We start from the raw sequence: 24,866 nt of genomic DNA, 5'->3' as shown, positions 1-24,866 counted from the left end.
CTCCGGGCGGGTGGCGTGGTCCCCGCAGTCGAGGCAGGCCCAGAGCGACGGGGGCCGGGCCTTCCTCACCTGCGCGGCCTACATCGTGCGCCGGGGATCGTCCTCGCCGGCCGCGACCGTATCGATCGGGGCCCCGAAAACCGCAGGTTCGCCCGCCGCCAGTTCTTCCCAGTACGACACCGCCCGCACGCTGTGCTCGAGCGCCTCTGTCTGACGCCCGACCTCCGCCAGGCTGTCGGCCAGCAGGTCGTGGCCCTCGGCGATATGCCGGCGCCGATCGCCGGTATCCGCGGTCCCGACCTCCTGACCGAGCGACAGCGCTGCTCGGGCCACCGTAACCGGTTCCTGCCGACGGCCGGCTTCACCGAGCGTCATGTCTGGTCACGTAGAGCACCGGCGAGCCTGCCCGGGTAGCGGGTACGGTCCGCCGCAACCAGACGTAAAGCCCAGCGCACCGCCTCGGGCAGGGCGGGCACCGCTTCGAGCAGGTGGCCGAGCCGGCCCGGCTGATTCGCGTAACGGTGATGCATATCTAGGAGGGCGGCTGCGCTGGTAGTGGGCCTTCCTGGCCCGGTATTGATGCCGGCGCCGCCACGTTGACCACTGCCAGATGGTGGTGCGGTCGGGGTGGTGGGTGATCAGGTGCGCCAGAAGACGGCGGATCTCACCGAGGGTGAGCGAGATGAGGCCGCTGCCAATGCTTTTGGGGAGATGGCGGCGGTGACTGCGAGGTAGGTGTGGGCGAGCATGGCGAGGGTGATGTGGCGGTACCAGGTGTCGTAGCGGCGGACCTGGTAGTGATCGAGGCCGACTTCGGTTTTCGCGCTCCGGAAGCAGTCCTCGATGGCCCAGCGGGTGCCGGCGACCCGGATGAGGGTGTCGTCGCTGGTACCGGTGGGCGCGAAGCACATGTAGTAGGCGGTCTCGAGTTCGCCTTTGCTGTTCGGGGTCAACGCCCGGCGTGCGAGCAGCCAGCGGTTCCAGCCCTGGTCGGCACGAGTACAGCCGGCGGTGATCGGAATGGTCTGACTGCGCGGCACCGCCACCACGTACCCGATGTGGCGGGCTTCGAGCCGGGTCCGGAACTCGTAGTCGCCGCCGTACGCCTCGTCCGCAGTGACCCAGCGGGCCGGGACCCCGCCGTCCAGTGCTCGCGCGAGCATGGCCTGGGCGAGGGCGCCTTGGTAGCGAACTCCACGCTATCGGGAATATCCGCCTCCCGGCAGCGGGCGCGGTCGAAGGTCCACGACTTCGGCAGATACAGTTCCCGATCGATCAGCGTGCGGCCCTTACTGGTGGCGTAGGCGCAGAAGACGCCCAGCTGACAGTTCTCCATCCGCCCTGCCGTACCCAAATATTGCCGTTGCACCCCAGCGGATTTCACCCCCTTTCTGAGGAACCCGGTTTCATCGACGATCAACACCCCATCAGGATCACCGAGATGCTCGACCGCATAACCGCACACATCATCACGCACCCCGTTGGCGTCCCACGCCGCCTTGTTCAACAGACGCTGCATCCCGTCCGGCGTCAGATCACCGGCCGCCTCGGCGAGCGTCCAGCCATTCTTCCCCGCCAACGGCGCCAACAACCCCCGCACATACATCCGCGCCCGCAACCGCGGCTCCGCAGGATAGAAACGCCCCGTGACCAGCCCGAACAGATCATCCAGCCCAGCCACCCACGCGGCCAGATCCTCGCCATCGACACGACACCACATAACATAACCAAGTGCGGCTGGAGTACTGGCGCCGGAAAGCTGCCACGGCACCTCGTTGACTCCGGACGGCAAGTTCGGACCCGAGACACGATCGGCGCTGATAGCCTCACAGCGTTCCATCGGCACATCCGCTGACGGCAGCTTCGGTCCTGATACCGGCGATTATATGAAGTGGATGTTCACCAACCGCGGGGGCTGCGACAGGCTCTGCCGACCGTCGAGGCAGCGTTGGGCGAGCCGGTAAACTCGCCGTCGGCTATCGCGCCACCGTCACACCGCCACCATCAACGTCTGGCTCGGACACGGAGAGCGGCCGCAAGCTCGCCTACACCGACGTCGAGCCACGACCTGGCCGACCTCGAGCTTCTCTGCGCAGCTTACGCGAAGGTCAAATGTCGCGAATCGTATGCAGAATGTCGGGTTCGGCCGTATCCGACCCCGGTGGTTGCCCCTACCATTTCGAGTATCAGCCCATCGGAAATCTACCCGAAAGCCGAGCGGAACAGCTTGTCGGAATGGTTCCCACCTACGTCCAGGGACACCGCTATGCCTGTTGTGAAACCACACCGCGACCGCTTTTCTCCGGCCGCGTATTCGACCTTCCGGCAGCACCCCGCCGCGCTGCCGTCCGTGGCGCGGGGCCACGGCAGCGCCGATCGGATATCACTGCCCCCGCCCAGCACCCTGTTGTGCGCCATGGCCGGGCAACATCTCGAAGGACCGCTCTGCAGTCTGGCCTACCAGCTGGTCGACATTCATCGGCGCCGGATCATGCGTCCGGATTCCGATGCGAACCTGCTGGCCCTCCGGATCCCGCTACTGGTCCGCATCGATGCCCTGACACGGCAGTTGCCGCTCCCCTCGCCCTCCGCCCGCCCGTACGAACCCGGGCTCGCCCTGCTCATCGACCGGCTGGCCTGGGCCGCCGCGGAGGCGTTCGAGCTGCTGATGTGTGCCGATATCGGTGGCGCGCGGCTGCACCGCGCCTGGACACGGCTGGCCGAGCTGGAACTCGAGTACGCCGATCTCCATCGTGATATACGCGCCGGTGTCCGCTACCTCCCGGCCGGGGTGGTGCACGCACAGACCTCGCGAGCATTGATGTCGAAGATCAGCGGAGTGATACCGCGAGCGAACGGTCCGGCGGGCACTGCCTGAACCACGAGTAGTTCACGGACTCCGACAACCGAGCGGGGCGCCGTACAGACGACGAAACCAGGCTGCCGTACCAACACGCTACCGTGCGCAATCGGCGGGACGCGTCATGACGGCCGAGCCGAGAAGACCGACCTGGTCAGGGTTCCGGGTCCGGCGCCGACCCATAGGCGTAGAAACCGAGGAGCGTCCTTGCTGGTACTCGGCAACCCGGGGCGCCGCTCTATGCTCCGTTCTGGAGGAGTCCGCGTTCGTACGCCGCACGGCGCACCTCTACTGCGAAGTCGAGAAACCTCGTAGCCCGCACACTGAGCCCGGCGGGTACCGGGCCGGGCGGGTAGCAGAAGACCCGCCCCAGATCGGAGTCCCGCACCCCACGGAACACGAATTTGTCGGGCCCGCGCAGGGTCTTGTTCTTGATCTCTTTTCTCTTGGCATGGCCGAGACCGGACCGCAGGAGTTCGGCGGTATCCGCACTGATCGGGCACAATCCCGAATACGGATTCTCACCTCACCGGCACTGTGCTGGAAGAGCTGTTCGAGGACCCGCTGCAAGGGTTCGATACTGTCGAACATGCGCAGGCGCCCGTCCAAGGTCTTCCCGAGTTCGTCCCTCGAGAATCTATCCAAATCCGGTTCTCGATCGAACCGCAGTTCGCGCCCCACACGATTACCGAACATATACACCGCGATCGCGAGCAGATAGGTAACCGGCACTATCAGCTCGCCGGTGTCCGGGTCCATGACCGAAAAGATGCGCTGCACCGGAAATTCCGGGTCCGAGTTCGCCAGGTACCGGCCGGGAGCCGATCCGGACACCAGGCGGTAAGCCCTGCCTGCCACTTCTCCTGGGTGGTCCACCGTCAACAGAGAAACGTCCCGTTACAGAGATCCGATGTGAGCGGAAACGACCGGCGGGTACAGCCACTTCGACCGTAGTCGAATTGTGCGTTCCAGCAAGGTGCACCTCGCTGGCCGGCCATGTAGTGCGGCTTATAATCCAACATTTTCCACACCATTCGCGACATTTGACCTGCGCGTAAGGTGAGCCGACAAGTTCGGGCTCGGCCAGGAGCCGGGCCTTCTCATACCGGACCAGATCGTCGAATGGCAGCCGAGCTGCCGGAGCCTGATGCTGCGGACCGTGATGGTCCGGGCACCGGGACCGGCTCGCCCCGTCCGGTAACAGCCCGGCTACTGCGAACGGACCGATCACCGTCGCGCAGGTGGCCTCGATTCCGTCGGTTGTCCGGGCACGGCGCAGCACCGCTGCGCCCGCGTTTTCGACCGGATCGGTAGCCGTGACCGCTCGACGCCACGATCCGTGCGCAAGTGCCGACCGGCCGCAGCCGCCGGCTATCGGAACCGACGCAGTCGACACCCACCGCGGCGGTTTGGGACGTCGGCTCAGCAAGCAGTTGCTCACCTGCGTACGAAACCGCGGCCGGACTTCGCCCAGATCTACCCGCCGGACGGATCCGTTACTCAAGGAATCATCAAACAGTCCGCCCACCCTTCGTTCCGGCGGCGAACCCGAAAACAGGGGAATACGATTACCTCGCCCCCGCCACAGAAGTTCTCCGGTGTGAGTCCAGGCCAGACTTTCCACGGCACAGAGGATTTCGCGACGGCAGCAAACATCAGTCAGTCGACACACGGGTTACGCATCAGTCCCCGTGTCCATGTGGTTGGGAATAACGCACGCCCAACACGGCATCCATCAGGAGACGTCTGTGTCCCTCTTCCACTCCGTCGGAAACCATCCGCCGATATCTTCCCGCTTCCTGTCCACTCCGGCACGTATCCAGCTACCGGCGGGCCATTTCATCCTTACCGCGTCCATTGTCGTGACCTTCCTCGCGTCCACAAGCGTATTGACACCCATCTACCCTGTGTACCAGTCGGATTGGGGCCTGTCCTCGCTCACCATCACGGTTGTTTTCGCCATCTATTCGCTGGCGGTCCTACTGACGCTACTGACATTCGGCGCGCTCTCCGACCATATCGGCCGTAAGCCCGTCCTGATTTCCGCGCTGCTCGCCCAGATCGCTGCCATGGCGATATTCGCCACCGCCGAAGGGGTTTACGCGCTGCTGGCCGGACGTATGGTTCAGGGCCTGGCGATCGGCGCCGCGCTCGGTGCTGTCGGCGCGACGCTCATCGATCTCGATCGCGCCCGCAGCACCCTGACCAATGCGGTCATCCCGGTCATCGGTTGCTCGCTGGGAATTCTGGTCTCCACACAGGTGGTCGAGCATCTTCCACATCCCACCCGCACGATCTATCTGATCATGCTGGTTGTCTTCGCCGTCCAGGCGGTCGGTGTAGCCACCATGCCCGAGACCGGGACACGCCGCGACGGTGCGCTGGCCTCGTTACGTCCCACGTTCGCGGTACCGCAGGACGCCCGCCGGCCTCTGTTCATCGCGGCGCCGGTAGTTTTCGCGGTGTGGGCCCTCGCTGGTCTCTACGGCTCCCTCGGCCCCGCCCTGGTGGACACACTCCATCCCGGGCCCTCCCCACTGCTGGCGGGGTTGCCGATCTTCCTCATAACCGCCGTGGCCGTTGTCACCATCGTCGCGCTGCACGACATCGAGCCGCAGCGCCTCTTCGAAATAGGTGTCGGCGCACTGGTTCTCGGCCTCGTCGGCACTCTCGCTGCACTTCACACCGGTTCGCTTGCCGGACTGTACGCGAGCACGGTGATCGCCGGCATCGGGTTCGGCGGCGGATTCCAGGGCGGCATCCGTACCGTCGTCCCGCACGCGGGATCCGAGCACCGCGCGGGCGTATTGTCGGTGTTGTACATCTGCTGCTACCTCGGTTTCGGCGCCCCCGCGGTGGTGGCCGGGTACCTGTCGATCCAGCAGGGCGACCCGAGCGTGGTGACCCGGGAATACGCTGCGGTTCTCCTGCTCCTGGCCGTGCCGACGGTCCTCGGATTCGCCGTCCGGCACGCCCGCGTTTCCGTCGGGGCGCAGGGTGGCGGTAAGCGCCGCGCAACACCGCTTTCGATCGTCCGAAGCCACCAGGTTGCGGCCCTGCCCAGGGGAACGGTCGTGCTCTCCCGAATGAGATCGCCGAGGTAGGAATCGCACACTGGACAGGGAGCCGCGACCTGCTCGGCTCCCTGCAGTCCATCGGACCATTCCACATACGATCCGGATTTCGACGCATGATGCGCGGGAACACACCACTCGCTGTGCTGGAGTCCCGATAGTGCGTACCGCCTGGATGGGCACCCGGGCTGCAGCGTGCGCACGGCTCGGTCGCGCCCAGCACCGATCCGCAACCTTCTACAGCTTCTTCAGTATTCCCGACCAGTCCACCGGAACACCGCTACGCGGCGGTGGACTCGCAATTGTCGAACATGTGTCGAAGCACCCGCGGTGCAACCCCTGGCCACGCGAACACTGACAGCGCACCGCTACCGAGGGGTACCCGGCCAGGATTCGGCATCTACGCTCACGCACGCCAGGACGCGCAGGTGGTCGCGGTCAGCCCTCCCACGACCACCTGGCGGCCGGCCACAGTCCGATCGTCAGCAGGGCCAGGGCTGCCCCGGCAATCGCCAACGCCTCGGCCGGTCTGCACAACTCGAGAACTCCAACCATCGCAAGTCCCCCGACGACTTGACCGGCTTTGATCATCACGAATGCGGCAGCGATAACTTGCCCTCGTTCATCCGGCTCGGCCCGCAGGGACAGCATTCCGTTCGCGATGATGTTTCCCGGCGCGAACAACAATGCGCCGACCGCCAGGAACACCGCGATAACCGGTAGCGGTGGGTTGACAACTATCGGCACCACAGCCAACCCTGCAACGATGGTCGTTGCGAGAAGTGCACGAGCGCCGTTCTCGATCTTTGCGAGCTTGCCGGTCAGCAGTGATCCCACCGTCAGGCTGAACGTCATCACGGACACGAGTAGACCAAAGCTGACGGGACCTCCCTGTCGGTGGACAACAATCGCATAGGGCAGCGACAACAAAGCCGCAGTGAGCGTGAGTCCCCGTGCAATCATGACCGACACAACCGAGCGCAGGGAAGTATCGTTCCAAAGACGACGAAACCCATGTGTGATACTCGGTCGATTTGCGGCGGCGCGACTCGATGCATTGGGCAACTTCGGGACCAGGAATGCGTAGAAGAGAAAGGACACTGCATCGGCGACCAGTAGGACGCGTGCAGAAATTTCCAGCATCAGCAGTCCACCCACGGCTTGGCCGACTACCTCAGAGATTTGAATTGTCGCCGTTGTGGCTGCCAGTCCCACCGAAAACAGGCCGCCGAGTAGCTCGGGCATACCCGCCGCCCGGGCCGGGGCCTGCACAACCTGACAGCAACCGGCCACAAATGCCAGAACGAGAATTGTTTCGACCGACGACGTGCACCCGATACCCAGAATCGAGACTGCTTCGATCGCCAAAGCAATTCGTACGATCGAACGACGATCGAAGCGGTCTGCCAGAATCCCGGCGAAAGGTCCCAATAGCCACGGCACCTGTTGTAACGCAAACAGCAATGGCAAGATATTTGCGTTGCCGCTTATCGATACCACGAGCACCGGCATCGCGACTCGGGCAATGCTGTCGCCGAGCAGGGACAGTGTCTGGCCGGCCCACAACCGTCGATAGGGTGGGAACGCAAACAGCGACCTATACGACGGCGGGGCGGCCGGCGATGTACCGGTATCCGGCGGGTTACGCACTCCTACGTTGTCGGCGAGGACGTCGCATCGGTAAGAGATCGCTCCACGGCGTAGCTCGGAGCCAATGCCCGGCCGAGCGGTCCGCTCATCGCGGACACCCAGGCATCCTTCTCGGTATGGTAAACGATTTCCGCAGCCGCTATCTGCTCGTCCGACAGCAGGTCGTGGCCCCGGCGCGCATACTCGAAGAAAAGGCTTTCCTCGGCGAACAGCAGCTCGGATCGGCGCCGGAGAAACTGCTCGCGCGAGGCAATGAAATCAGCATCGACCCGGCCCCACTTGATCTCCGCTCGCTCAGCGAGTTCCATGAATTCGACACGGAGCGCGACCTGCTTGTCGTGGTACTCGCCACTCAAAGTAAGCAGGCCGGCAATTTGCTCGGCTGTCAATCCTACTTCGGCGTGGTGGGCAAGCATGCGCGTGAACAAAGCACCCTTGGCGGCCATGCTCGACATTTCGGTCTCGAAAAGATATCCGGGATTAGGGGCAACAACATGATTAGTCGAACACATTGAAGGAACCTTTCCTCATGCATAATCCGAGAAGGCGCCGCTGCGGGCGGCGGCAGTATTGCTGATCGATGTCGCCGCCAACGCCGTGTGGCGGTAATTAATGTACCGCTGTCTACCGGCGCATGCAATGGTGGGTTGGGAGCCGAATACTGCAGATTCCGTTATTGCCCAAGGGTTTGAACTCGTAGAACGGCCAAAACGCCACACAATCCGCCCTACATCAAATATATGCAAAGGGTGCAGAGGTCGTTGTATCCAAATTCAATGTAAAGGTTGGCCGAACTGTGTTGCGTGGCTCGTGAATCGTGAACTTACGATCGAGGCAGCCTGTCGCCGGATCGGACCCGGCGGGAGGTACTACCCGACGACCCCTCCGGTCCGGAGATTGTCATTTGCCCGGCCACTGCCGCTGAGCGGTGGTGCGGCATCAACCCAGAAACGTGCGGACCATGCCGGAGAGCACGTGCGCGTCCCCGGCGTCGCTCTTGGCGCTCGAGACCCCAGCCGGTCACGAAACCTTGTTGCCTGCAACGGGTTCACCGCCAAAACCGAGTATCCGGCCGCGACCAGCGCCGCGACCCACGGGCCGCGGTCGGTCTCGATCCCGACCAGCAGCCGGCACCACGCTACGACGTGCCTATCAAGACCGCCAGCAACGGAAACCTTCCCAAGCATCCGGGCCGAGGCTTGGCCGAAAATCCACAAACAGCCCCTGATTTGGCTCGACGGCCGCATGTCAGGCGCCGATTCCTCCCGAGCCGGCAACGACTCGGAAAACCGGACGGTCGTTGATAGTGAACTCCAGGAGGGTCCGCCGGGCTGCATCGGCAGGAAGCCCTTCCACTCCCCGGGGATCTTCTCCCGCGGCCACCCGGAGCAGTCGTTCACCGCCGGGACGGTACTTCTGCATGAGCTTACGCTGGTTTTCTGCTTCCGCAGGGGTGGACGGGGCCCAATTGACAGTCGACCTGCACATAAAACCCCTCCGCTTCCAGATCTTGCAGCACCTCCTCCACACTGGGCGCAGCCAATCCGGCACTCCGTACTCATCCGCCGCCTCTTGTGCACTCATCGGGCCGAGCGGCCGGTCGATATTGATTTCATGGTCGATAATGGCCATGATCCGGTCGGTCGAAAACGGCTGAAACCATTCGGACATCAGCGGCCGCATGCGCGCCACTCCCCGACGCTGCAGCTCCTGCACCTCGCCGAGATACAGCCCCTGCGAGCGTGCGATCTCAAAGGCAACATCCCATCCCGAAGCCAACACATCAGGACAATCGCAGCCGCCTGATCTTCCCCCGAGAACCGTGGGAAACACTGATTCCAAACCTCATCATATTCATAAAGATTCCTAAGTTCGTCGACATCCGCGGAAGAGCGGAGAATGCTTCCCGATAGCTCCGCGTCCTTGGGCAAGACCCAACATGAACTCCCGGCTCTCCGGCGGCACCAGATCAGCGATCGAACGGAAAGCATCGGGGTTCGCTGCATGGGCCGAGCGAGGAAAATCAGCACACTGATCGCCTGCGTCGAACCCCTCGAGGAAGAACAGCTGCACGCAGCAGGCCATCCAGTCGAGGGAGTCACGCAGCCGGACGACGTCATGTTCCACAGTCGCTCGCGCGCGCCTCCTAGCGGTAACGGCCGACGTCCGAGGACGGATCCGGGACCGTCGCTCCACACTCGAGATCGTGACTGCCCGGCTCACCCCTGTTCTGCACCGACCCGGACGGAGGGTCGGGCTCTTCGTCGCTACTCCGGCCGCCCGTAATACCGAACGATGTAGGCGGTGCGAAGCCCAGTGAGGCCGCCAGCCCGAACGCCGCCGCAGGTGTGATCCGACCCTGATGCAGCGCCGCCTCGATCGGCGATGAAGCCGGCGCTGGGTCGTCCGGATCGGGTGGGGATTTTATTCCGCTTCCAGGCGATGTGCCCAGAGCCAGCGCCGCAGCCAGTTGATGCAACCCGTATGCCCGTGCGGTGTCCAGATCGCTTTCCACGACTTTCACCCGCCCCTCGGCGGGCTTTCGCAGGGTCTGGGTGGCTTGCGCCGCGATATCGGCGTCCGGCACCTCGAGGCCGAAGAGTCGCAGCAGCGATTTCCCGTCGAATACCCACCGGGTACCGGTGCCCAGGCTGCGCAGGGCTGCCAGCAGATCGGTATCCGGCGAATTTCGGAGCAGCTCGACCTGAGCGTCGTCGTCGGCCGCCCCGGTCGCTGCCCGGTACTCGGTGACCAGCCGGTGCCGGAACCGCTGCCACGCCCGTGGCGCATGGCGCGGGAGACAATGTAGATAGTCCAGCAAGGTGGCGGCCGGATCGTGCAGAGTGGGCAGATCACCGACGGAACAAGCCTGCTCCGGTCGGGGACTGGGCGATCGCACGACCCGCCCTCCGGGCAGGACGACCACCATCCATTCGTCTTCCGCCAGCAGCCCGTTGCGCTTCGCCGTTTCGGAATCATTACGCGTATACCATTGGCCGCGGAATCCGTGTTGCACGATACCGAGGAGATGGAGGGCCAGTACGAGGAAATGGTAGAAATCCGGGTCCTCGACCAGCATTTCGGGTGAGAAATCGTCGGGTTCCTGCGGTGCGGCGGAGAAATCCCACCCTGCCGCAGTCCCGAGGTCTCGCAGTATCACCATACCGTCGACATCGGAGACAATTGGCTGCCACTCACCGTTGTCGTCGCGAATATGGAGGATTCCGTCGGCCTCGATCCGCACATCCACCCAGACATCGGGCGGCTCCCGCAACCATTCTTCCCATTCCCGCAAGCGCTTTTCGTACCGCTCTCGCACAGCCTGCCGCACGCCGGGCGGGAGTATCTCGAGGAGCCATTCGGGTAGCCGGGGCCGGTAGATGCCGACCTTTCCGAGGTTCCGCTTGTCCGCGCCCAGTATCCAGTCCAGCTCATCGAGGGTTTTCATCGACAACCACACCGGTTTGGGAATTCCTCCGGTATGGGTGCGGAGCGGCACCCCGGCCGGATTCGCCTCGCAGAATCCCAGCTGGATTCCGAACAACTCCGCGACCGCCCCGGCCATCTGCTGCTCGGCGGCCGTAATTCCGGAAGACACCTCCGCTTCCATCGTGGTGAGTGCGTAACCGAAGTTTCTGTTCTTCCGGCCGGAATGCCGGGTAATCGCCCGGAGAATTTCGGCGCGGTCAAGCACCGTCCGCCCGGCACAGAAATCCGGGGGATTCCGGAAATCGAGCACGTCGGCGGTGAACACCACGCCGGCACCGGGAGTGGGAGGAACCCAAACCATAGCAGCCCCGAAGTATTGGCCGGGGTCGGCATCCGACAAATAATCCGCCACAGGATGGAGCAGCCGGCCACCTACGGCACACAATGCGAGTACCGGCCCCGTTTCCAGGCGCCTCGGCCCCTCCGGTACTCCGAGCTGGCGGTCCGAGAACGATACTCCGGTGGGCCGCACTGTCACCAAGACCGGAATCTGCTCCGGGCTCCCGCCCGGTGTGACAACGAGCGCGCAGGCATTCGAACCCGTGGAGCGGTGGTGCGCCGAGAGACTGTCGACCAGGTCGCGCACGGATTCGAAGCGTCGCCACCGGCCTCCGGTGATGGCCTCGAGGTCCGCAGCGGAAGCACCTATATCGGCCGGTTCGCGGTCGAACCGGAAATCCTGGCCGACTTGCGAGCCGAATCTCGCCAGCATATACGCGAGCAGGAAACGCCGGGCAATCACCGGAACCGACGCCGGGTGGCGAGTTATCGCTTGTCCAGCGGTCTCGGGCGTGTCGAGCAGACCTGCAACGACCGCTCCGGCATCGGCCGGGCGCGGTTCCGGAATCTCGACTACTTTTCCGATTCCGGGACCTCGTGCATGTCCGGACGTGCCGAGATAAATGGCCGCCCGATAGGCGTCCGGCCGCAACTGTTCCAGGAGTTGCCGGGCTACCTCCATGTCACGGACCCGTTCGTCTGCGGCATACAGGTAATTCGTCGATGAATACCCCGCGGCTCGCAGGCCCGCGTTGTGCTCCAGTATGTCGTTCACCAGGAACTTCGCTGTGATCGTGCGTCGGCGATAGTTCGATTCCCGGTGTGGTGCCAACTCCTGCCACACCAACGTCGCCGACCGTGTGACGGGCCCCAACAGAACGGGCCGGTCCTCCGAAACCACGGCGTCCCGTGTCGCTTTATTGTGCGCGTTCGCAGAGCGAATCGCCTCGTACCCGTTCATATTGCGCCCCGGCCGGAACCAGGTCAGGTTATCCGCCGCCAGCGGGCCGACTTGCACGACGACCCGTGGGCGCCGCCCCGCCAGCACGCACTTGACAACTCCCACGCCACTATCGGGCCATTGACAGGACGGCTCGAGGAAAACCGATAAGAACGAAAAATCCATACGCTGCGCCCAGCGTTCGAGCTGTCCAGGCCGGACATCGGCCATACCGGGCCCCGCTGCGGCCACCCGCCTCAGCACTGCGCTGTTCGCCGCACACCGCACCTCCAGCGGCACCCCCGGTAGATTCCCCACCGCCCACGCACGGGTCTCGATGAGACACGCTCGCTCGGTGGCATCGAGCGAGCGCCACCATTTTCGGACCGCCGCGGTCACCACGTACACTTCCGGCCCCGAATCAGCCCCGTATACAACATCTTCCACGGTAGTTCCGTCCGGGAGCTGCGCGGCGAGCTGGTCCAGCAGGGCATCCGGGTCCGGGCCCGCGGGCGACGAACTCACCACCGAGTCTGCGGACGCACCATTTTCGGGCTCCGCCTCGTCCACAGGTGCCGGCGTATTTCCTGGCAACACGGTGGACGCAGGCGCGACCTCGGTACGGCCGGGCTCCCCCTCGCGCTCGTTCCCGGCACCGACCGCCGTCGGTCCGGCTCCGGAACAGAATCGCCGCCCGGGCATCAGCGATCGATGTGTCGGCAATGGATGACGTGCCCCGTGCCGATCGTAGGCAACCGCAATCACCGGTTCGTGATCACGACCCTCCTCGGGACGGAATGCACGGAAAGTTCTCGTCCGCGGGTACTTGATCGCGACTTTTCCCGCACGCACGGCGAGAACCGCCGGCGGGTGCCCCTGTCCGGTATCGGTGCCGAACACCAGCGCTGCGGCACCCTTGCCCCACCTTTGCAGCGTGTCGGCGAGGTGGCCCAGCGAGCGGAATTCACGCAACCGGCCGTCCAGCACCTCCTCGAGCGCGAGACCGAGTACTCCCTCGGGCCCGGGTGCGTCGAAGAATCGGAGATCCCGCCCGACGCAACAGGCGAAATCGTTCACCGCCACCGCCAGCAGCTCCCATTCCTGCACTGCCCGCTCCATGTGACGCCTCGGGGGAACCGGCGCCGCCGGATCGTCGTACGTCGCGAGGTAGTGCTTGCCGAGCGCGGTCGGCAGTATTCGCAGTATCGGTAGCACCGGATGCAGGTCACCGGGGATGATGAAGTCACCCAGCTTCGGCAACCAGGACAGTTCGGCCTCGACGACCTCGTCGTAGCGGCCGAGCACGATCCGGATGAAGTTCGCCAGTGCCGGAGTCTGCCGCCGTTCGAACAGTGTCCCGTCGCCGAAGCAATGGTGCGCAGGCAGGACGAACGAGCCGGCCGTACTCTGCTTTTCCCGGGCCGGAGCGGCAAGGTACATCTTCGCCGGGTCCTCGACCAGCGCCGCAGATTCGAACGCCAAGTCGGGTCCGAGGAACACGGCCCTGTTGTAGTGCACGCCCGGTGTCCGATCGAGCAGCCGGCACGCCGCCTGCACCACCCAGTTCTGCTGGCGTTCACCGAACAAGGTGATACGGGCCGGGGTCTTCGCCGGCGGCCCACCGGCCGTCCGGGCACCCGCCCCGGTGGCGACTTCCCAGGCCAGCGCCGCGGCGCTGCGCAGATGCGGCGGTCGAAGAAACCGCGACGGCTCGTACCAGATCGTCGTTGCCGCGTCGGGATCCGAGCGGAGCGGGACACTGCGCCCGTCGGGGAGCGCCGTCTCGATCGCCCCGCGGGTGAGGAGTGCCGCATATCTCAGGGCGCTGACGAGTTCCCCGGTGAGCGCCAGGTAGGACATCGCGTCGGCCTCCGCATTGCCGATCCGCACCACCGCCCGTACCCGATCCTCGCTCCGCACATACGACCGCACGCTCACCGGTAGCGGAAGACCCGCCCCGGGATCTCGCTTGATTTCCAGGAACACGGCCAGATCCGACAATAGGCAGGCGATTTCTTCGTGGAGCCGCCTCCAGCGCCGCCGTTCCATCCGGGTGCCCGCTGTACTCGCCAGCAATCGCGAGAGTTCATCCCTGTCCCGCTGCATCGCCCGCACGTTCGCGTCGGTGCGCGCTTCGTCCTCCACCCCGGGCAGATTGCCGACGAGGTCAGGATCCACGCTCATCAGAATCCGCTTCTCCGCGGGCGACCAACCATCCCAGCACCGGGCCCCTGCCACCTTGGTGGCATCGGCCTTGTCCAGTGGGCCCTCACCGGCGCGGATATTGTCGAGTGTGACTCCCTCCGGCAAACATCCCGCCAGTTCTCGCCGGAGGCGATTCGCCGTGTGTTCGTCGCTGCGCGCAGGGTTCGCCGGACCGGCAGCCCGCTTCCGGGGGTCGCTGTCGTCCGGATCGGGTTCGCGAGGCCGGCTGCGCCGGGGATGACGGCCACCACGTCTCAGCCGATTCCGCACATCCCGCGGGCCGGAACGGCGCGGACCGTCCAGGTGCGCCCGGGCCTCCTGCGGATCTCCGGGCGCAACGTCCGGAAGACAGCCGATCCCGGCACTCGCCCCATAGGGAGAATTCGATGCGGTATGGGGCTCACCGTCATGACCATCACCTGGGTCACCGCCCTGGGGCCGGTCGATGACGGGACGGGCAACCGCGGCAGTTCCGGTTTCGGAGGGGTGGGCGAGCGATCCGGGGACGCCGGCCGGGCCGGCGTCCCCTTCAGCTTTTGGGGGTGTCTCCGCAGGGGGTATGCGCGGCCCATCGATCCGCGCGCCGTCCGCCCCGGATCCCACGTCCGCCGGGATCTCCTCGGCCGCGGCCGGCTGTCTGTCCGGCTCCCCACCCGCCGCATCTGCGGGCCCCGGCTGCGGTTCGGAGCCGGCCGATGAGTGACCGCCGGTGCCGTCCACGAACACCGGTTCCGTGCGATTGCCCGGAACCTCCCACGGATGCGCGATGGTGCCGTGTTCGATCACCTGCACGACACCGTGCGCGTCGATAACGATATTCCAATGCAGGAATACCGCATCCTCGCGCCACAACTGCAGCCACTGCTCGGAGCCCATCGATTCCAGGGCCGGTTCCCAGGACGCGCCGAGTACGACGATCCGTGGTGGTTCGGAATCGAACCGCCACACACCGGGAACCTCGCCCCCCTCCGCCACAACCGGGTGGGCACCTTCGGCGAACATCAGATCACGCTGTACCGCCCTGGTCAGCTCGGAAAGCCGTTGCGCCGAACTCTGCACCTCGGCCAGCCGTTGCGCCGAAGTCTGCACCTCGGCCAGCGTGGTCGCCAGTTCGTCGCTCGCCACGGTGAGCTGGTGTGCATGAGCCCGCGCCGTATCGCTATCCCTCGCCGGATCGAGCATCCACTCCTCGATCGCGTTATTCGCGTAGGATATCAATCCCTCGGAATCGAGCTCGGCCAGTTCGGCCTCCGGGAACATCCGGCGGAGCTGCGCGACGAGCGCGTCCTCCCTCTGGATGCGCGGACCGGACACCCGGTGCTGGTATCGACTCCACTCGGCCAGTTCCCGGCGTAGACCCGGGCTCCTCGGTAGATATCGGCTGACCGTCGCGGCCTCGCCGCGGGATTCCTGCGGTTCGGGTAATTCACCGGATTTCCATTCCGGTTCTTCGGTATACAGGGCCGCGAACCGCACCGTGGCCTCGATGAGCAGGCGCAGCCGCTCGCGATGCTGCTCCTGAGACTTGCGTCGCCGAGCCCGATCGAGACCTGCGTCCGGGTCGCCCGCCGATTCTTCCGCCAACCGCTCGGCATAGGCAATCAGCTGTGCGGAGCTCAGCCCCTCCAGGTCCGCTGCCGGGGACACGTTCCGAATCCGCTTCACGAGCACGTGACGCCACTCGTCGACCATCTGGTCGTAACGCCGACTCGGTAGGGCCCCAGTTCGTTCGGCCGCTTTGTTCCGATCACGACGACCACCCGCGGATACCGGCGACTCGACGGCATTGCCCGTATTCGGCCTCCGGGATCGGAGCGGCCCTGTGTACTCGAGCACGGCATCGTGGATCAGTCGCGCCGCGGCCGATGATCTCTCGCGCCCCTCCGCGAAAACTTCGGCGCAGCCCGCCACCGCGGCTTTGTACGGATCCAACGTCCCGTCGGCCCGCAGACAAGAGCCGCCCAATACCCGCTCGATCCACACGACGAACTCGTGATCGAGGTAGCCAGAAGGGCGAGCGACTCCGGCGGGAAGTCCACGGCCGGTCTCTTCGACGAACAAGTCGAACAGACGCTCCCGCAACGCGGCCAACGCCTTTCGGCTCAGCTTGCCGGCCTGGATTCGCCCGATATGACGGCCCACCAAGACGAATCCGGGCCGGGCATGTGACCCCAGATCGAATCCGGTGTCGCCCTCCTCGGCATCGAGCGGCGGAGACAACACGTCTCGCGGATCGACGACGTTGGTCGCCCCAGCTCCTCGTCCCGGCCGGATATGATCGTCGACCACATTGCCGAGCGATGGTCGTGCACCGTCGGAATAGCGAACGCCGATACCCCCGCGCGGCACATACCCTTCGGCGAACGCGGCGTGCAGCGCACGGGCGATATCGAGAACCACATCACGATCGACACCGTCATGGCGGATCCCGGTCAGCGCGAACCGGTAGTTTTCCCACAGCCATTCGGCGGCTCCAGCGGGCGTTCCGTACACCAGCTCCGGGGGATAATCGGCGGTCTTGTCCCCACGCACGAACGTCTGCGGTATGGGCTCCTCGTCCGGGGAAACCCTGCCACCATCCGCCTCGCGACCGGAACCTTCCGATCCGGCAACCACACCCGTCGCCCCACCCACCGCCGGAGCCCGGCCGAGTACGTCCGCCGCCTCCTGCGCGGCGGCCTCCGGCGTGGCTTTCCATGGGTTGTCGAGGGTCCCGTGTTCGATCACCCGAACGACACCCCGATCGTCGATATCGATACTCCAACGCAGGAATATCGCATCCCGGCCCCACAGTTCGGTCCACTGTGCCGGTGTCAGCCTCGCCAAGGCCGCTACCCCGGATTCCGAGGTGGCGACCACCCGTGGCGGTTGGGTATCGAGCCGCCAGACATCCGGAAGCACGGCATCACCGACCGTGATCGGGCGCCCACCCTCGGTGAACATCAGGTCCTGCTGCACCGCGAGACTCAGCTCGGACAACTCCGAACCCGAGGCGCGGGCCCAGTCGACCACCTCCGCCAATTGCTTCGTCGCGCGGTCGAGCCGCTGCCGCTTTCGGATGGTCTTCGATTGCCGCCGCTTTCCGTTCCGCCCTTCCTCGAGCGCGGCCGAGTCGCGCGACAGCCGGCCCGACAATGCGATCAGCGTGTCGGTATCGACCTCGGTGAGATCGATACCCGGAGACATTTTGTGGATCAGCGCCATAAGGTTGCTTCGCTGCTCGGAGAACTCCCGGGCTCGATCGTCACAATCGCGGCTCCAGGCGGCCAAGGCCCGGGTCAGGTCCGCCGACCTCGGCCGGTAAATGCTCGTCACGGCGGTCCCGCCGGTCGATTCCCCCGCCTCGAGGGCCTTGCCCGCAGCCCACCGCCGAGCCCACGACGCACTCGCGTGTTCCTCGAGGGTATCGTGGATCAGGCGTGCGGCCGGCGATGAGTTCTCGCGCCCATCGGCGAATACCGTGACAAATCCTGCTATCGCGGCTCTTTCCACATCGAGGGTGCCATCGTCTGCCCAACTCAGTTCACGAGCGAGCCATGACCGAAGCTCGGGATCGAATTCGCCGGACTGCTGCACACGTTCGGCAGGTCGCCGGCCCGTCGACCTCTCGAACAGGTCCGCGAGTCCGTTCACTACCTCTTTCAGCGCTTTCCGCGAACCCATCTCGATGAGCATCTGGCCGATACCGTGCGCCGCCAACGAGAAGATGGGCCGGGAAACGGATCCCGTGTGGATTCCCGTTTCGATTCTGTGGGCGTGGGATCCAGGGGATCGGAAATCCTCGAGAGCGAATCTCATTGTGAAGTTTCCGGCTCCCAGCCGCCTGAGCGGACCCGGAGTCCAAACGAGCTCCCGCACAAGCGCCCGGTGCTTTCCGACCGAAGAGCCGGGATTGTTGACAGAGACGAACGAAGGCACCATCGAGTACACGACGGCGGCGCGGTGCAATGCCCGGCCGAGTTCGCGAAACGCCTCATGATCGACGCCGTCCGTACGCGCACCTTCCACCAAGACCCCGTAGGCCGCCCGCAACCAGCGGGCTACCTCGAGGGGTGTCCCGTCGAGAAGCACCGCGGGGTAGGCGAAACCATCACCATCACCACGGGTGAACGATTTCGGTTTCCACCCGGATTCCTCGGTGGCGGATGCCTGCGGTGCCGTTGCGCCCTGCTGTTGTTCCTCCGTTGCCGGGGCGAAGGTCGGTCCGGTTGCCCGGGGTTTCTCCTGCTGCGTCGCGGGACCGGAGCCGTCGACCCTCTCCGCGAGGATCTGCGGCCGGCGCAACTGCTCGTCGTGGCCTGTCTGCCCGCCGTCGCCGGTGCCGGCGATCGGATGTACCGGATAGGTGCCGCTGGGACCGGAGTCGTTCGGCGGAGGCAGGGGCAGGCCGTCCGCTCCGTAGATCACGGCGTACACACCGGTGATCTCGTCGATGCGCGAGAGGTGGGCGGTGTTCTGCCACTCGTCGTACTCGAACCAGCGCCCGCTGCTGGTGTGGTAGACCCAGAGTGTGTCGCCGACACGTGCCATCACGTTCGGAGGAGCATCGGTTCCGTTCACGTCTATGGTCCCGTACTCATCGGCCACCAGTGCGTATCCACCGTCCGGAATTGCCTCGAACAAAGGCCGGTGGGTAATCCGCTGGTCGTCGTCGCGGGCGGTGTATTCATCCATGGTCAGATCCACCCACCACTGTGCTACCCGCCGGACATGAGACGGTGTCCCGGCACGGGCTTCGAACCGGTCGGTGTAGTCCGGCAGCAGGAGACGACGCGCCACCGAGGACCAGTTCACGTGTTCGGCCGGCTGCCGTGCTTCGTCCGGAGTCAGCCAAGGCCGCAGTGCCTCGCGGGCCGCGATCCGCTGAGGCGTAACGGTGGTCCCTGCGCCCGGTTCCCCGCCGTGGGCCACCGGTCGCGGCTCCTCGGACGGGGCCGGGCCGCCCATCCGGGTGAGCGAGTAATCCTCCCCTGGCTGCCCTTCGACGGTGTCGCCGACCTGCAGCAGTTTCTCCCAGCCCGATTCGCTGCCCACAATGCCGAACGTCGTCGTCCCCTCCGGCCGGGCCTGCCCCCACTCGTACGGTACGTCCGTCTCTCGTGCCTCGCCGACATCACCGGTCGGGAACTCCACATTGTGGATGCGCACAGGCCCCTCGCCGAGAGTGCCTTCCAGGCCCGCATCGCTTTCCGGGTCGGGCGCCGACCGGTATACCAGGCTCAGATGCGTCCGGGCCTCGTCGCGGTGCAGCGGATCACCATCAGCATCCAGCTCCACCGGAAACTCCTCGGCCACCAGCACGAACCCACCGTGTTCGGCCACCCAGTCGGCGGCCCCGTCACGGTCGGTGAACCCGCCCGGATGCCATTGCGCACCCAACAGGCGGGCCAGCGCCTGCGGGGACACTCCGCGCCAGTCGACCACCCGGTCGCCTGCGAGTACCTCCCGCAGCATGTTCATCGTGTCGGGATTCAGTTTCAGAAGTTTTTCCGCGGTGAACAGAACCGACAGTGACACACACACTTTGGGAGCTCCAGGCAGCCACAGGTGCGCTTCGGCCGGGTCTCCCTCCGAGGGCGCCGGAATCTCACCTGCCAGGGTCACCCTGGCCGCGTCCACCGGCACACGCTCGACCGTGTCCCCTTGCGCGGGATCCTTACGCACATTCCGGACGCCCTCGTGCTCCGGGTCGCCGTGCGCGACGAGTACACCCCGTACCGCACCGCGCCGGTCGATGAGCTGGATATGCAGCTCCCGGGTGTCGGGTCGAGGGGTGCCGTCCGGCCAGGACGGGCGGTTCGCGCGATCGTCGACGGTGGCAACGATGTCCACGATCCCTGTGGGACCACCGGCCGACGCCTCCAGTGCGGCCCGGACCTGCCCGACCACGTTCGCGGCAACCGCCCGGCCGAGTGGGTCGGCGGCATCCGGGTCGCCGAACCGGCCGTTCGTCAGCCAGGTTCGCAGGCCGGCGACAATTCCGTCGATATCGTCGGCGGAGTTCATGTGGGCGTCGAAATTCCGGCTTTCCAGCGGCTCGCGGATTCGGTACCGGTAGCGCAGATGTCCGTACCCGGGGATCTCGGCGTGGCGGCAACGCGAGAATTCCTGGGTGATCTCCACCTCTCCGTCACGCGGCCCCGGGATGTATTCGACGACCATCCGGAGACTGCCGGTGTCGTCGCCCAGGCCCGCGAATTGATTCTGCAAACGTGCGAGTGCGTGATCACGGTCGGCGTCCGCCAGCCCGTCCATCAGATGGCCCGCCAGGTAGGTGGAGGTTTCCCGCCAGTCGCCGGGGCCGAGCATCGACTCGACACGCACCGTGTCCGAACCGGCGGGCTGCACCAGTACGACACGCGGTTCGCCGTCCACATCGCCGATCTGCACACATAGTCCCCCGCTCGGTGAACAATGCCCCCGTATCTTCTCGCCAGGTTGTATCGCGGCCTGGAGTACCCCCCACACACGGTCCGGATCCGTACCTTCTCGGTCGTTCAACCAGGCCCGCAGTTCCTCCGGGCCGGCATTCTCGCCGAGCCTGCTGGTGCGGGGGTCGACGATCATGCCGTCGTAGTTCCGCCACTGGGTATTGCCGCTGTCCGGATCCGTCTCCGTGGCGAGGACCCGGTCGCCGGCCACCAGGATCTCGCCGATGCCCGCCCGCCGCGGGCTCTCGGCCGGATCCTCGGACGACCGCCAATACTCCACCGTCAGCTGCGCCCAGGGCGGGGTGGGGCGCGTCTCGTCCGCGTCCACTTGACCTGCCCGGTATGCGGCTTCCACCTGGGCCCGCGACTCCGGCGAGCGGGTGAGCGCGGCGATCGCCTGGTGACGCATCGACTCGTCGCTGTCGCCGGCGAGGCCGGCCACGATGAGTTTCGGTTGCTGTGCAGGAGAACCCGGAACGAGCGCCACCGAGCCCGACAGCATCACGCTGGGCGCGCTGCCGGCAACGCGCGCGCGGAGCTTGCGGCGATCCTGGTCAGCCCGGAAGGCCTCTACCAGCGGTGTGACGCTGAGCTCGGGGCGGTAGCCATTCTCGATCAGGTAATCGCGCAGGCGCACCACCTTGCTATGGAATTCCGCCGGCGCCCTGCCTATCGCGACTATTTTCGCCAGCCATGGGTCGGCATCCATCTCGGCTCGATCGCGTTCGTCGACCAGCAGGAAATCCACCAGTTCCGCCGGCGCGGCCCCGCGGAGGAAAGCGGCCATTCCGCTCTTGGCCGACAAGAGCGGAACGACGCCGGACTCGATGGCATCGATCACCTCGTTCTCGTACCCGGCGCCGTCGTTCGGCAATACGATATGAACGCCGCCGTGCCGGATATCCAAGCGGTCGTCGGGTTCCGGCTTTCGTACGAAAAGCCAATTCGGCGCCTGCCAGCTGTCGGAGTTCAATGCTTTCAGGACGTCTGTACGTGGCATCGAGGTATGTACTATGAATTCGACGGGACGGACGCTGTTGTCCACTGTGCTGAGAACGTTGACCGCATGGGCGATATTGGCCATGCGGATATTCCGTTTTTCCGGCAACGTTTCCGGCCGCGCGTCGTAGAGCCCACCGAGCAGGATACGCAGCGGCCCGTCCCGCGGTGGCTCCCACGCCGATTCGGAAACCGACAACCCCGGTCGCACCTCGACCAAGGAGGCGCTGCCGCGCGCCGTATCCCGATTATCCCGTGCATAGGTCGCGGCGAGCGGAGTGAAGTAGACGGAGATATCGGCGCACACCTCGAGGTCTTGCTCTTGCATGTGCAGACGTTGGAGTTGTGGATGTTGCATATCGAAAGCCAGCCCGGTGTAGGGGACAGGGATCCAGTCCGGGTCGACCGGGCGTCCATAGGACACTTCCGGCAGCAGGCCCCAGAGCACGCGGCCCGCGACGGCGCCGGCTCCCCAGCCGGCCAGCAGGCCGTCGTAATCCGTCCCGAGATCATCCAGGTCGCTCAGTAGCTGCTCGCGCGGCGAAATCCCCGGAAAATGTACGGCCGGACCACGAACCACGAGATTCGGGTGTGTCAAATGCAACGGCGCCGGTTCACCCGTGCGCAGATGAACCTCGTGCCCGGCCACCAGCAATCCGCGGATCACCCGCGACATCGCGGCCGTGGTATCGCTGATATGGCTCGGGTCGGCCACCAACACCAGGATCCGTAGCTTCGGATCCGGCGCCGCGGGTTCCGGGTTCTCCGCGGCAGATGCCACCGGGGACGTCCACGGTTGGCGTCCTCCCACCACCGGCGCTGTCAGGACATGGCCGGCCAGGGCGCGACCCCGGTGGTCTTCGACAATCTCCTCGATCCCCTTGTATATCCAAAGGTCCCTCTGTCGGTCGACCGCCTGGTCGCCAGGCATCCGGTAGACCGGCCTGCCACCGAACTTCACGACGAACCGCTGGTGGCCACGCGGCACGCTGGTCGCCTGTGCAGTCAGCCGGCTGGTGGCGATGGCAAGTCTGGTCTCGAGCAGAGATGCCGGCCACTTGTGCTCCCGTAGCGTCTCTTCTCCATCCGACGGGATCCCCGCACCGGGTGTTATGGCGATGGTGAGCTCACCACTGGCGAGGTCGAGATCGCGGACGAACAACTCCGGCCGGCCGGGGAGCGTGGAATACCATGCCCGCGCACTTCCGAGAGCACGTTTCCACTCTCGCAAGTGGTCCCGCATACGCGCCCTGGATTCGTCGCGCAAAGGACTCAGATTCGCCGCATCGGTCAGGAACGAATGCACGATCAGCTGGCACGCCAAGTCCCTGTCCTGGTCGGAAGCGGGTACCTTTCCGTTCATCACCCGCTCGGGGAAGGCCGTGACATAGATTCGCTGCTGATCTCGTGTCAACGCGCGCCAAGCGAACGCCTGGGCAGGTGTTTCGACGCGGTCGGGGTTTGCTTCCCACGCGTTCGGGTGGGTACAGGACTCGATGTAGTCGCGCCGCGCCCGCTCCAGGGCGGCCGCCACCTCCGCCGCCGCCGCAGGGTCGACGGAGATTTGCTGCCCGGACAGTTCACCCCAGGGGGTGGATGCGTCGGGAGGTGTCGGTCGTCCACCCCAGAGGGTCGGCTTGTTCTCGTACAGCCGGAAGGTCCGCTTTTCGGTATCGCGGGAGCAGTAGTCGGTCAGCAGTTCGGACAACCAATTATCACCGTGTACCGGCTCCGTCCGCCCTCTGGTTGCCGTCTCCGGACGGATCGGTGTTGCCGCGTGTTCGACCGTGCATCTCAGTAGCCGATGTGGCGTGCTCGTCTCGTCGCCTCCGATGAGCTCGATCCGACTGGATACCCGTAGTGGCCCACCACTGTTTTCCTGGAGCGAACTGAACACTGCCTCACGCGCCGCCAGCCACGCGTTCGTGACGTTCCCCCCGATATCGCGCCATTCCGACCGCTGCATCACCGATCGCACGAAATCGGCGGCTTCGGTGGCCGCCGCCCAGTACACACCTGGATCCTCGATACGAGGGATCTCCCATATTTCCTCGAGCGGTTGCCGGCGATCGAGCCCTCGAGTATCACGTCCCTCGACCAGGACCTCGGCCGTTCCGGTTTCGAAGGGGTGGACGAGCGATCCGGGGAGGTCGGCCCGGCCGGTGTCCCCCTCAGCTTTGGGGGGAATCTCCCCAGGGGGAATACGCGGCTCATCGAACTGCGCGCGGGCATCGACGACGCCGGCCGCCCGGGATCGCACGTCCGCCGGGATTCCCTCGGCCGCGGCCAGCTGTCGCGGACAGGCCGTCACCAGGGCTTCCCGCAGCCGCGGCGGCAGAGATGCCCACCACCTCCCGACGCGCTCGATACGGTCCGCCCGAGGCGAGGGGCCGGAAGCGTCGGCGGGAACGATCCGGTCGGCGATCGGGGGCCAATCCAACTTTGCGGCGTGCTCGTTTCTTTCCTCCTCCGACATCCACTCGAACAGTGCCGCACGCAGAACCCACGGGTCGGGCATGCCCAGGCCACGTTCGTTCTTCAGGTCGCGGAATACATCCGGACAGTCGTTTATCAGCGAGCCGGCGCCGTATTCGATATGCCGGATCATCGCCGCACGATCGCCGGCATCCCACACATCGAGCGGAATACCCGCTTCTTCGGCCTGCCAGTACAGCGCGGCGCCGGCCAGCGCCGACAACGGTGACAGATGTGTCGCGCCCACGCGGCGGGCCGCCGCGGGCAGATCACCGTCCGGATCGAGGGTGAGCCACTGTGCGGTGGCGGTCCCCGGCGCAACCGCCGCCACCAGGTCCACGCCCGGCAGCCCCAGTTCGGCGGCGTAGCCGATCACCCGCCAGTCGAAGGACGTGATCCGGTATCGGACATTCCGGCCGCGCATGGTCGCGACGACCATGTCGACCAGCTCCCGGACATCGGCA

Annotated in this window: 10 protein-coding genes and 1 pseudogene (1 of these 11 only partly in view); 3 read left to right on the top strand and 8 right to left on the bottom strand. The window is 65.5% G+C overall.

Annotated features, from left to right (window positions below; all coding sequences use genetic code 11):
• Positions 1-78 precede the first annotated feature (78 nt).
• The 3 genes and pseudogenes from QH276_RS21400 to QH276_RS21390 all read right to left on the bottom strand — a co-directional run bounded on the left by QH276_RS21400 (position 79) and on the right by QH276_RS21390 (position 1,720).
• Entirely contained in the window at positions 79-375 is a 297-nt protein-coding gene (locus QH276_RS21400; protein ID WP_280402868.1) for a hypothetical protein, read from the bottom strand.
• Positions 372-530: a hypothetical protein gene (locus QH276_RS21395; protein ID WP_280402867.1), complete on the bottom strand. Its 159-nt coding sequence runs from the start codon at positions 528-530 to the stop codon at positions 372-374. The genes QH276_RS21400 and QH276_RS21395 overlap by 4 nt, the downstream gene beginning before the upstream one ends.
• 108 nt (positions 531-638) lie before the next feature.
• Positions 639-1,720 (bottom strand): annotated as a pseudogene (locus tag QH276_RS21390) (IS701 family transposase).
• A 55-nt stretch (positions 1,721-1,775) separates the two neighbouring features.
• Between QH276_RS21390 and QH276_RS21385 the strand changes: the two are divergent.
• Together QH276_RS21385 and QH276_RS21380 are read left to right on the top strand one after the other, a co-directional pair.
• Positions 1,776-1,964: a peptidoglycan-binding domain-containing protein gene (locus QH276_RS21385; RefSeq protein WP_280402866.1), complete on the top strand. Its 189-nt coding sequence runs from the start codon at positions 1,776-1,778 to the stop codon at positions 1,962-1,964.
• 302 nt (positions 1,965-2,266) lie between these two features.
• Positions 2,267-2,878, top strand: coding sequence for a hypothetical protein (locus QH276_RS21380; RefSeq protein WP_280402865.1), 612 nt, complete (start codon positions 2,267-2,269; stop codon positions 2,876-2,878).
• 220 nt (positions 2,879-3,098) lie between these two features.
• On the opposite strand, the gene QH276_RS21375 is transcribed toward QH276_RS21380, so the two are convergent.
• Positions 3,099-3,365, bottom strand: a complete 267-nt coding sequence (locus QH276_RS21375; RefSeq protein ID WP_280402864.1) for a hypothetical protein — start codon at positions 3,363-3,365, stop codon at positions 3,099-3,101.
• A 1,243-nt stretch (positions 3,366-4,608) separates the two neighbouring features.
• Between QH276_RS21375 and QH276_RS21370 the strand changes: the two genes are divergently transcribed.
• Positions 4,609-5,964, top strand: a complete 1,356-nt coding sequence (locus tag QH276_RS21370; protein ID WP_280402863.1) for an MFS transporter — start codon at positions 4,609-4,611, stop codon at positions 5,962-5,964.
• A gap of 408 nt (positions 5,965-6,372) precedes the next feature.
• On the opposite strand, the gene QH276_RS21365 is transcribed toward QH276_RS21370, so the two are convergent.
• From QH276_RS21365 to QH276_RS21345, 4 genes are all read right to left on the bottom strand, one after another.
• Positions 6,373-7,584 (bottom strand): MFS transporter, encoded by a 1,212-nt coding sequence (locus tag QH276_RS21365; RefSeq protein WP_280402862.1) that lies wholly within the window; start codon positions 7,582-7,584, stop codon positions 6,373-6,375.
• 2 nt (positions 7,585-7,586) lie between these two features.
• Positions 7,587-8,030 carry a hypothetical protein gene (locus tag QH276_RS21360; RefSeq protein WP_280402861.1) on the bottom strand — a complete coding sequence of 148 codons (444 nt, stop codon included), beginning with the start codon at positions 8,028-8,030 and terminating at the stop codon, positions 7,587-7,589.
• An 802-nt stretch (positions 8,031-8,832) separates the two neighbouring features.
• On the bottom strand, positions 8,833-9,366 hold the full coding sequence (locus QH276_RS21350) for a hypothetical protein (protein WP_280402860.1): 534 nt from the start codon (positions 9,364-9,366) through the stop codon (positions 8,833-8,835).
• Between the two features lie 364 nt (positions 9,367-9,730).
• Positions 9,731-24,866 carry the 3' end of a hypothetical protein gene (locus tag QH276_RS21345; RefSeq protein ID WP_280406875.1) on the bottom strand. It continues 19,076 nt past the right edge of the window, so the window shows 15,136 of its 34,212 coding nt (coding positions 19,077-34,212); its start codon lies beyond the right edge, outside the window; it ends in the stop codon at positions 9,731-9,733.

Origin of the sequence: Nocardia carnea (genome assembly GCF_029869215.1) — a bacterium.
In the GTDB taxonomy this organism is placed as follows: domain Bacteria; phylum Actinomycetota; class Actinomycetes; order Mycobacteriales; family Mycobacteriaceae; genus Nocardia; species Nocardia carnea_B.
Note: the sequence above shows the minus strand (reverse complement) of the source record. Positions and strands in the feature narration are given on the sequence as shown.

Excerpts from the sequence above, each read along its gene's own strand:
- QH276_RS21380 (WP_280402865.1), top strand. The coding sequence starts at position 2,267 with ATGCCTGTTGTGAAACCACACCGCGACCGCTTTTCTCCGGCCGCGTAT.
- QH276_RS21400 (WP_280402868.1), bottom strand. The coding sequence starts at position 375 with ATGACGCTCGGTGAAGCCGGCCGTCGGCAGGAACCGGTTACGGTGGCC.
- QH276_RS21360 (WP_280402861.1), bottom strand. The coding sequence starts at position 8,030 with ATGGCCGCCAAGGGTGCTTTGTTCACGCGCATGCTTGCCCACCACGCC.
- QH276_RS21395 (WP_280402867.1), bottom strand. The coding sequence starts at position 530 with ATGCATCACCGTTACGCGAATCAGCCGGGCCGGCTCGGCCACCTGCTC.